The following is a 9779-nucleotide window of genomic DNA, read 5'->3' as shown; positions in this document are numbered from 1 at the left end:
GATACCGGAGACCTCGCTACATCTCGAACACCGACACGCGAAGATCCTCACCCAACAGCTCACGCCCTGGCACCGACTTCGACACAGGCCCTAGGAGTCATCGCCCGCGTCCCTCCGACCGTCCCGGTCGGGCAACTCGGCGAGAAGCCGTTCGTACTCGTCCTGGCTGCCGATCGCAGCCCGGTGTTCCGGGTGGCAGACGTAGTGCCGGATTGCTGCGGCGAGAAATCCGGCGTCGATGTTGTCGGTGCGCAGGGACTTCCGGCTCCACGGAATACCGCGTCGCCGCACCAGTTGGGGTTCCGCGATCGTCATCCGGAGCCGCGAGGGGCGGTCGACACCTGGGGGGATCTGAGCGGCCGGTAGGGCCTCCCACGGCACAGTGAGTGAGCCGAGAGCCCAACGCTGCCGTATCCCGTAAGGATGGAGTTGTACCCCGTAACCCCGCCACGCCTCGACCAGCAACAGCACGATCAGCACAAACCAGGGAATATTGGCAAGCATGTCGAACGTCGACGCAATGCCTGCCCTGGTCGAACGCACCACTGCGCCGATGCTGGTCGATGCAGGCGCGAGGAAGCCCAGGGCAATGAACACCTTCCACGCTGGCGCGGGTGTGGCGAGGGCCGGAATCTGCGGCTGCACCACGAAGTAGGCGGGACGGATCCCCATGGTGATGAGCGCCAGGACCAGGACCGCCAAGGTAAGGAAGAGCAGCGGGAAGAACAGGCGCTGCCCCAAGGTGGGCACGAACCCGACGGCCGCGACGTTCACGCCCGCCACCAGTAGGCCAAGCATCAAAACGACGTGCCGGTGCTGCACCATGGCAGCCGAAACCTTGCCGATCATGCCCGTGACCATACGAGCCGGCGGTTGCAGGAATGGTTAGCCGATCGGTCGACGCAGAACAACGAAGCGTCGATGACCGGGCAGGCCCCACCCACTTCACGGGGTGCGGACGAAGGCCGACGGGATGGCTGAGGGCGGCAGCCGGGGAGGGGCGGAGCCGAAGATCATCGGGCGCAACTGGGACCGGCAGGGGCTGTCAACCACTGTCAGGCAACGGCAGAGTTCGCCCAGGCTGGGACGGCGATCCGCCCGGATGCGCATGATCCTCATACCCCATGAGGGATTAGTGCGTGCAATCCGGGGTCCGATCAGGGACTATTGGCGCAACGGACGTCGGTGATCGGCTCGGCGTCGACCGTGTGGGCCGTCGTGCCCGGCCCCGGTCGGCGGCGGTCCGCAGCAGCCGCTGAACCGGGAGGGTGATCGCGATGCCTGACATACGACCCACGGTGGGCTCCGGCGCGTTGGTCCTCAACGCCACCTACGAGCCGCTGTGTGTCGTGTCGGTGCGTCGCGCCGCGATCCTCGTTCTCTCCGCCAAGGCGGTCTGCGTCGCCGATGGTGACGGCATCCTGCACAGTGCCCGCGACGCGCTCCCGGTGCCGTCCGTGGTCCGGCTGACCCGCTTCGTCCGCGTGCCGTACCGCACGCACGTCGGGCTGTCCCGGCGGGCGATCTTCGCCCGGGACGGGTGGCGGTGCGCCTACTGCCGGGGCCCGGCCGAGACCATCGACCATGTCTTTCCCCGCAGCCGGGGTGGTCGGCACGCCTGGGAGAACGTGGTCGCCGCGTGCGCCAGGTGCAACCACACCAAGGGCGACAAGACGCCTGCGGAGATGGGGTGGCGGTTGCACGCGCTGCCCGCCGCGCCGAAGGGCACCGCCTGGCGGGTGCTCGGGCACCGCGCTCCCGACCCGCGCTGGGCCGACTGGCTGGACCTGCGGGAGCCGGAAGCCGCCGCCTGACAAGCGTCGCGGGCTCAGCCCTGCTGGTCGGTTGCCCGGCGCGCGGCGCGCTCGTGGCGGTCGACTGCCCGAGCGTGTGCGACAGCCAACAGCCTGTCGATCTCGGGCAGCAGGTGCGGGCCGGGCATGACGATGCTGGCGAAGCCGTGCAGCGCGTAACCCGGGTGCGGCGTGAGGGTGTCGAGCCGGGCGAAGTCGAACTCGTCCCGGTGGTCGTCGAACGCCTTGGGCGGGAAGCCGAAGCGTCGCTCGAACTCGTCCCGGCCCAGGTCCAGGTTGAGGCGGAAGACACCGGGGCGGTCCAGCTCTGCTGCCTCGTCGAAGCCGGGCACGTCGTGCTCGACGATGGTGGCGAACGGCTGCCGCCGACCCGGGCCGACGAAGAAGAACCGGTCGCCCCAGGCCGCCTCTGGTGAACCGTTCTCCGCGCTCGCCACGACCTGCTCGACGCCGGGCAGCGCGACGATCCGATCGGCGAGCACGGCCGCGTCGACGCCGGTCGGGATGTGCAGGACCGCGTCGGCGTGTTCGACGGCGGCCCGGTCCAGCGGGACGTAGCGGTAGTCGTGCGTCCGCTGCTCGGCCGGCCCGATGTCGGACGCCGGCAGGTAGCGGGGAAGGTCGGTCTGCTGCTGGAGTCTGCCCTCGTAGGTCGACGCGTCGGGCGCCCCGATGCCGAGCGCCGGGCTCGCGCCCAGGCTGCCGACGATCACCGCGTATCGGTCGCCCAGCAGCGACGCGACGATCGCGCCCGCGCCGGCCCACGACACCTCGGCACCGGCCAGCGTCATCGTGCCCGGGTGCCGCTGGAGATGCGTGTTGTGCCCGAAGACCAGCGTGGGCCCACGGTGTGCCTCGGCGGACCGGATCGCGAGCAGGTTCTCGGCCATCAGCGCGTCCCGGACCGAGGCCAGGCGGACGAAGCGTTCCTCCTGCGCCAGTGGGGCGGCTGCCGCGGCGTGGTAGCGCAGCAGGGCGACCGCGGACGTCGCGTGCACGAACGCCGCTGCCCAGCCCGCGGACTTCCAGGGCGCCCGCAGATACAACTCGGTCAGGAAGTCGTCGGCGAGCACCCGCAGTCGTCCGGCGTCGGCCGAGCGCCCCACCGACCGGCCCGGCTCCCAGATGGCGGCCGTGTCACTCCACCGCGCCTCGTCCCCGACCAGGTCGTCGATCTCGGTGGATCGGTCCAGGCCGAGGAAGTCGCAGACCCGGGTGAGGTGGCGCCGAGGGCTCGGGGCGTTCGCCAACTCCAGGGGGGCGTCGAAGCCGTGGAACGTCAGGCGTTCCGCGGCCGGCCGTCGCGCGTTCCACTCCCGCATCCGCAGCAGGAGGTCGCGGTTGGCCGGCGCGGTGCCGAAGTCGTGGCTGAACCCCTCGGAGAGCGCCCGGTCGAGGGGCACGGCAGCACCCTGCGTGAACGCGTCGGCGATCAGCCCGGCCGCCCGGTCGCTCTCCAGGGCGATCGACCGGTAGCCGTGCTCGGCCAGCGACAGGAAGGCGTCGTTGCGCAGTTGCAGGAAGGCGGACTCGCCGTGCGTCGGCTCGCCGAGCGCGAGCAGGTCCGGGGAAGCCGCGAGGAGGTCGAGAAAAGCTGGCATTCCATAAACCGTATCGTTGAACCAGCGGTTGAAGCTTGGGAGTGATGGAGCACGGGTGACAGCCACACAACCCTCAAACCCCGGGGTACGCCGCCCGGTCGACCTCGCGCGCGCCCACGGTCTGTCCGCGCAGGCCGTCCGCAACTACGAACGAGACGGCGTTCTGCCGCCGGCCCCGCGCACCCCGAACGGCTACCGCCGGTTCACCGAGATCCACGCCAGGGCGTTGAGTGCCTACCTCGCGCTGATCCCGGGCCACGGCTACGCGGCCAGCGGCGAGATCATGCGGGCCGTCAACCGGGGCGAGATCGACACGGCGTTGCGCACCATCGACGAGGGTCATGCCCTGCTCCAGCGCGACCGGGAAACCCTGGACGCGGTCGAGACGGCGGTGGCGGCGCTCAGCGCGACGCGACCGCAACCGCAGACCCGGAAAGCCGTGTCCGTCAGCGTGCTGGCCCACCGCCTCGGTGTTCGGCCGGCCACGCTGCGCAAGTGGGAACGGGCCGGGGTGCTGCGGCCGGTGCGCGATCCGGTGACCCGCTACCGGGTCTACCTCCCGGACGACGTCCGCGACGCCGAGCTGGCCCACCTGTTGCGCCGTGGCGGATACCGGCTCGACCACATCGCCGGAGTGCTGGGTCAGGTGCGCGGCGCGGGCGGGACCGAAGCACTCGCCGCGTCGCTGGGTCGGTGGCGGCAACGGCTCACCGAGCGCGGCCGGGCGATGCTCACCGGGGCCGCCCGGCTCGCCGACTACATCGACGCTGGCCAGTCGCCTGGGCGTGCCTTGACCAGCGAGGCGAAGACCACCACGTTGTCCGAGTAGCGGTCTCGCCGCCGACCCGTTGGCAGTCACTGTGGTTCTACATGGGGTTCATGGAGCGTATCGGGGTCCGGGAGCTGACCCAGAACACGAGTCAGGTGCTGGCTCGGGTGAGTGGCGGCGAGACGGTCGAGATCACCGACCGCGGGCATCCGATCGCCCGACTGGTCCCGGTCGATCACGACAGATCTGTGCTGGCCAAGCTGGTGGTGGCGGGGCGGGCCATCGCGCCAACCCGGAGCGGCCCTGTCCCGCTTCCGCCAGGGCTCGATGCCGAGGACGTGGACGTGGCTGCCACTCTCGCCGAGATGCGAGACGAGGAGCGCTGGTGATCTCGCCGTACACCTCGTCCACCGGCAGGTGCCCCTTGTCGAACTTCTCCACCGAGTTCACCTCGAAGATCGCCACGCTGCCGTCGGTGCGGGTGACCTCGATCTGGTCGCCGTCGCGCAACTCGCGGAGCTGGTGGAAGACCGCTGGCCCACTTGTGGTGTCGACGTGCCCGACGATCACCGCCGGCCGTACTGGCCGGGGGGTGGGCCGCTGCTACCTGTCGCCGTAGTGGTATCGGCAGGCGATGATCTCGACGTCGTCCTTGCTGACCCGGTACACCAGTCGATGTTCGCGGTCGATCCGGCGGGACCAGAAGCCGGACAACTCGCCCCGGAGGGGCTCTGGCTTGCCGATGCCCTCGTATTCGTTGCGCAGCACGTCCGCGACGAGGTCATTGATGCGCTTGACCACCTTGCGGTCGGTGTGGCTGAGGTACTGGTTCCACGCCGTCGCGGTGAAGACCAGCCTCACGCGCCGTCCCGGAGGGTGCTCGGATCGACCAGGTCCCGTTCGGCCGTGTCACCTGCCTCCAGCTCGGCGATCGAGCGGCGCAGGGCTGCGGCGTTGTTCGGGTTACGCAGGAGGTATTCGGTCTCCTTCATCGCCTCGTACTCCGCGAGCGGCACGATGACCACCGGCTCGTGGCCTGATCGGGTCACCACCACCTCCTCCGCGTCGTTGATGACGCTGTCGAGTTCGGCGGCCAGGTTCTGTCGAAGCTGGGTGAAGTTCACGGTCCGCATGGGCGCCTCCACGTAGGTACAGAAAACTGTACCTCGGGTGAGTGTCTCAACCACCGTCCCGCGCCTTGACCAGCGAGGCGAACACCACCACGTTGTCGGAATAGCCGGTCTCGCCGCCGACCCACTGGCCGCCGCAGGTGATCAGTCGAAGGCTCGGGCGGCTGAAGTCCCCGTACACCTCGTCCACCGGCAGGTGCCCCTTGTCGAACTTCTCCACCGAGTTCACCTCGAAGACCGCCACGCTGCCGTCGGTGCGGGTGACCTCGATCTGGTCGCCGTCGCGCAACTCGCGGAGCTGGTGGAAGACCGCCGGCCCGCTCGTCGTGTCGACGTGCCCGACGATCACCGCCGGACCGTACTGGCCGGGGGTGGGCCCCTGGTCGTACCAGCCGGCCTCCTGGGCGCGGGCCGCGTCCGGCACGGCGATCGTGCCGTCCGGGGCGATGCCCACCTCGTGCACGGGCGCCCGCACGTCGATCTTGTCGATGGCGAGGCTTGTCGGACGGCTCGCCGTCAACACCGGGAACTTCTTCGGGGGCGGTCGGAATCCGGCGCTGAGCCGGTCCGGTAGCAGGCTCATGCCGGTCACCTGCTCGACGCCGAGCATCGCCACGATCAGCACCATCACCGCGGCGATGGCCAGCACCGGGAGCCCCGGACCCGTACCGAAGCGGGGTCGGAACGACCGTGCGGCGATCGGGCGGCTCGGTGGCAGCGCACCGGCGGCCGGATCCGGGGTGGCGACACTTGCCGACCCGGCCTGCCCGGCGGCCCGACCCAGCCGGCCGGAGACACGGACCAACAGCCGTACGGAGGCGCGCAGCGCCGCACCGGCCCGGAGGCGGGCGCGGTGCTCCGACCGCATACGCGCGGATCTGCGGGTCATGGGTCACCCGGCTCAGGAGCCGGCTCCACTCCGACGTCGGCCGCCAGCCATCCCGAGCGCGACAGCCGTGGCGACAAGTGCCACGCCGCCGAGCACCAGCAGTGAGCCGGTGCCGCGACCGCCCGCCGTTCCGCCACCCCCGGTCGCCGGTCCCTTGCTCGGTGAGGCCATGTTCAGCACGGTGAGCGTGGTCGAGGCCGTCTGGCCGTTGTCGCAGCGCAGGTCCACCGGGTAGTCACCGGCCGGCTTGTCCCGCGCGATGGTGACCTGCCCGGTCAGGAACCCCTTGTCCGGCTTGAGCATCACGTGCCCGAACGCGTCGGAGTGCACGCTGGACCTGCGGTTGTTGTTGTCGTTGTCGCAGCTCGCCTTGATGCTGACCCGGCTGCCGGCCTGGACGCTGTTCGGCGCCACCTCGACGAAGACGTTCTCACCGGCACGCGCGGACGCGGCCGACATCAGGACGAACGCCCCGACCAGCGCGACAAGTGCCAGTGCGGACGAGAGCGCGCGGTTGATCGTGCGGATTGCCTGCATGATTTCCCCCCAACCGGCGACGGCCGCCGGAACCTCCGTCCCTCACTCCGCCTCCGCGCCGCAAAACGGGCACTCCGGACGGAAGGAAGGGCGTCCCCTGGGCACGCGCTGCTTTCCCGCTGGCTCGGGGCCAAACCCAGGTCAGCCGCGGCGGGGCGAGGGCAGGGGGGTGATGGGGTGCCAGCCCAGCGGGGAGGAGAGGACCATCGTGCTCGACGGTTGGCCGTACGGGGCGAGCCGGTCGATGACCGCCTCGAAGTCGCCGATCGAGCCGGCGGCCACCTTCAGCATGCTGCACGCGTCGCCGGTGATCCGGTGGATCTCCAGGATTTCCGGCCAGTCGGCAACCGCCGGGTCGTGCAGGATGCAGCGCGCGCCGTAGCAGGACATCCGGATCAGCGCGACCACGGTGCGGCCGGCGCGGGTCAGGTCGACGTGGGCGTGGTAGCCCGTGACGACCCCGGCCTCCTCCAGTCGGCGAACCCGCTCCGCGACGGCCGGTGGGGACAGGTGCACCCGCCGGGACAACTCGCTGAACGAGAGCCGCGCGTCGGCCTGCAACTCGCGCAGCAGCGCCCAGTCCATGTCGTCCACGCTCAGACCTTACTTTCGTGAACCAAATTCGCCTAGTTGCCTTCGGTTTGCCAGGAGAAGGCGGTGAGAGCCGTTGATTCGGCATTCCGCAGGCCGATCCGACCGCGAGATCATGACGTCGGCAGTCCGGGGGAGGGAGACGAGATGGTGGATCAGACGGAACGGCGGGCGCCGAACCGCCGTGCCACGGTGCAACCGGTGACCCCCGGGCAGCGTGCCGCGCAGGCGGCGCGTACCGGTGGCGAGCCGACCCTGGAGTTCGCCGACATGGTGCCGTACGACGCGTACGTGCAGGCCAGCGCCCTGCACAAGATGCAGCACCCGCTCAGCAGCGACCCGGGTGAGATGTCCTTCCTGATGGTCAGCCAGATCATGGAGCTGTACTTCGGGCTGACCTGTCACGAGCTGCGGGAGACCCAGCGGCTGATCCGCGCCGACCAGGTCTGGGAGGCGCTGGCCCCGCTGGGCCGCGCCAAGCTGCACCTGGAGGGGCTCAACGCCGCCTGGCAGGGCCTGCGCTGGATGAGCCCGGCCGACTTCAACAGGTTCCGCAACCTCCTCGGCGAGGCCTCCGGCTTCCAGTCGGCGATGTACCGGCAGTTGGAGTTCCTGCTGGGGCTGCGCGACCCGACGCTGATCCGCCCGTTCCGCCGGCAGGCCGAGGTGCACGCCGAGCTGAACGCCGCCCTGGCCACCCCGAGCCTCTGGGACGACGTGCTCGCACTGCTCGCCCGGCACGGCTTCGACCTCCCCGCCGACCTGCTCGCCCGGGACGTGGCAGTCGAGCACGACCCGCACCCGTTGGTCGAGGCGGCCTGGGTACGGATCTACGACGACCACGGCCCGGACAACCACCTGCGGCTGCTCGGCGAGGCGCTCAGCGGCGTCGCCGAGGAGTTCGGCGACTGGCGCTGGAACCACGTCAAGGCGGTGCAGCGGACGATGGGCGCCAAGGTCGGCAGCGGCGGCTCCGCCGGGCTGGCGTGGTTGCAGCGCAGCATGTCCCGGGTGGTCTTCCCGGAGCTGTGGTCGGCCCGGACCGCGATGTGACCGGAGAGCGAGACATGCACACCCCAGAACAAGACGCGCACCGCCTCGCCGGAGGCGAGGCCGAAGCGCACCGCCTCGCCGGAGGCGAGGCCGACGCAATCCGCCTCGACGAGGCCGACCCCGGCCACCGGCACCTGTTCCACGTGCCGCCGGCCGACGGCGGCGACCACCCCGAGGCGGCGTACCTCGCCGGCAACTCGCTCGGCCTGCAACCCCGGGCCACCCGCGACGAACTCCTCGCCGACCTGGACGCCTGGGGGCGGCTCGGCGTCGAGGGGCACCTGGAGGCGCAACGGCCCTGGCTGCCGTACCACGAGCTGTTGACCGCGCCGGCGGCCCGACTGGTCGGCGGCCGGCCCGCGGAGACCGTGGTGATGAACTCCCTCACGGTCAACCTGCACCTGCTGATGGTGAGCTTCTACCGCCCGGCCGGCGTGCGCACCCGCATCGTCATCGAGGACGCCGCGTTCCCCTCGGACAGCTACGCGGTGCGCAGCCAGGCCCGGTTCCACGGCCTGGACCCGGACGACACGGTGGTCCGGTTGCGTCCGCGCCCCGGGGAGGACGCCCTGCGCACCGAGGACGTGACCGACTACCTGGCCGCCGAGGGCGATCGGGTGGCGCTGGTGCTGCTCGGCGGGGTCAACTACCTCACCGGCGAGCTGCTGGACATCCCGGCGATCACGGCCGCCGGCCGGGCCGCTGGCGCGGTCGTCGGCTGGGACCTGGCCCACGCGGTCGGCAACGTGCCGCTGGCCCTGCACGACTGGGACGTCGACTTCGCCGCCTGGTGTTCCTACAAGTACCTGAACTCGGGCCCGGGTGCGCTGGCCGGCGTGTTCGTGCACGAGCGGCACCTCGGCGACGAGACCCTGCCCCGTTTCGAGGGCTGGTGGAGCACCGCGGCGGCGACCCGGTTCGAGATGACCCCGGTGTCCCGGCCACCATCCACTGTGGATGCCTGGCAGATCTCCAACCCGCCGATCTTCGCGATGGGCCCGGTGCGGACCTCGCTGGAGCTGTTCGACGCGGTCGGGATGACCGCGCTGCGCGCCCGCAGCCAGCGGCTCACCGGCTGGTTGGAGTCGCTGCTCGACGAGGTCGTCGCCGACCGGCCGCTGCGCGTGGTCACCCCGCGCGACCCGGCCCGGCGGGGCTGCCAACTCTCGGTCCGCATCGGCGCCGGCAGCGCCGCCGAGCTGACCAAACGCCTGCGGTACGAACACGGCGTCATCGCCGACGCCAGGGAGCCGGACGTCGTCCGGTTCGCCCCGGTGCCGCTCTACTCGACGTACCACGACTGCTGGCGGGCCGCCGCCGCGCTGGCGGCGACCGTGGGGCAGGTGACCTCTGTGAGCGCGAGGAGTGAGCCGGGGTTGCGAGCCCCGCAGTCGG

The 9779-nt window shown here is 70.9% G+C and carries 11 protein-coding genes and 2 pseudogenes; 5 read left to right on the top strand and 8 right to left on the bottom strand.

Features of this window, described 5'->3' with window-relative positions; translation table 11 throughout:
* Positions 1-90 precede the first annotated feature (90 nt).
* A complete protein-coding gene (locus ACGFIQ_RS35545; RefSeq protein ID WP_393250609.1) occupies positions 91-849 on the bottom strand; it encodes a hypothetical protein in 759 nt (252 codons plus the stop codon).
* A 428-nt stretch (positions 850-1277) separates the two neighbouring features.
* Between ACGFIQ_RS35545 and ACGFIQ_RS35540 the strand changes: the two genes are divergently transcribed.
* The gene (locus ACGFIQ_RS35540) at positions 1278-1814 is read left to right on the top strand and encodes an HNH endonuclease (protein ID WP_030333470.1); all 537 of its coding nucleotides are present in this window, start codon (positions 1278-1280) and stop codon (positions 1812-1814) included.
* A gap of 14 nt (positions 1815-1828) precedes the next feature.
* On the opposite strand, the gene ACGFIQ_RS35535 is transcribed toward ACGFIQ_RS35540, so the two are convergent.
* A complete protein-coding gene (locus tag ACGFIQ_RS35535) occupies positions 1829-3415 on the bottom strand; it encodes a DUF6194 family protein (protein WP_393250607.1) in 1587 nt (528 codons plus the stop codon).
* Between the two features lie 55 nt (positions 3416-3470).
* Here ACGFIQ_RS35535 and ACGFIQ_RS35530 point away from each other — a divergent pair, with 55 nt between their 5' ends.
* Positions 3471-4244 (top strand): MerR family transcriptional regulator, encoded by a 774-nt coding sequence (locus ACGFIQ_RS35530; protein ID WP_393250605.1) that lies wholly within the window; start codon positions 3471-3473, stop codon positions 4242-4244.
* A gap of 50 nt (positions 4245-4294) precedes the next feature.
* The gene (locus ACGFIQ_RS35525; RefSeq protein WP_393250603.1) at positions 4295-4573 is read left to right on the top strand and encodes a type II toxin-antitoxin system Phd/YefM family antitoxin; all 279 of its coding nucleotides are present in this window, start codon (positions 4295-4297) and stop codon (positions 4571-4573) included.
* Position 4574: 1 nt separating this feature from the next.
* Here the strand turns inward: ACGFIQ_RS35525 and ACGFIQ_RS35520 are convergent.
* The 6 genes and pseudogenes from ACGFIQ_RS35520 to ACGFIQ_RS35495 form a co-directional block, all read right to left on the bottom strand.
* A pseudogene (locus ACGFIQ_RS35520) lies at positions 4575-4787 on the bottom strand (sortase domain-bontaining protein); the annotation flags it as partial.
* On the bottom strand, positions 4788-5045 hold the full coding sequence (locus ACGFIQ_RS35515; RefSeq protein WP_393250601.1) for a Txe/YoeB family addiction module toxin: 258 nt from the start codon (positions 5043-5045) through the stop codon (positions 4788-4790). It abuts the pseudogene before it with no gap.
* Positions 5042-5317, bottom strand: coding sequence for a type II toxin-antitoxin system Phd/YefM family antitoxin (locus ACGFIQ_RS35510; RefSeq protein WP_393250599.1), 276 nt, complete (start codon positions 5315-5317; stop codon positions 5042-5044). The genes ACGFIQ_RS35515 and ACGFIQ_RS35510 overlap by 4 nt, the downstream gene beginning before the upstream one ends.
* A 46-nt stretch (positions 5318-5363) precedes the next feature.
* Entirely contained in the window at positions 5364-6182 is an 819-nt protein-coding gene (locus tag ACGFIQ_RS35505) for a class F sortase (protein WP_393250617.1), read from the bottom strand.
* Between the two features lie 33 nt (positions 6183-6215).
* Complete coding sequence (locus ACGFIQ_RS35500; protein WP_393250597.1) at positions 6216-6740, bottom strand: hypothetical protein; 525 nt, start codon at positions 6738-6740, stop codon at positions 6216-6218.
* A gap of 141 nt (positions 6741-6881) precedes the next feature.
* Positions 6882-7334, bottom strand: coding sequence for an Lrp/AsnC family transcriptional regulator (locus ACGFIQ_RS35495; protein WP_357079887.1), 453 nt, complete (start codon positions 7332-7334; stop codon positions 6882-6884).
* A gap of 147 nt (positions 7335-7481) precedes the next feature.
* Between ACGFIQ_RS35495 and ACGFIQ_RS35490 the strand changes: the two genes are divergently transcribed.
* Positions 7482-8384, top strand: coding sequence for a tryptophan 2,3-dioxygenase (locus ACGFIQ_RS35490; RefSeq protein ID WP_393250615.1), 903 nt, complete (start codon positions 7482-7484; stop codon positions 8382-8384).
* Positions 8360-9721, top strand: a pseudogene (gene kynU / locus ACGFIQ_RS35485) (kynureninase); the annotation flags it as partial. The gene ACGFIQ_RS35490 and the pseudogene kynU, both read left to right, overlap by 25 nt.
* Positions 9722-9779 lie beyond the last annotated feature (58 nt).

The sequence above is a fragment of the Micromonospora sp. NPDC048898 genome (assembly GCF_043198035.1).
GTDB lineage: Bacteria > Actinomycetota > Actinomycetes > Mycobacteriales > Micromonosporaceae > Micromonospora.
This window is presented reverse-complemented; position numbering and strand designations above follow the sequence as displayed.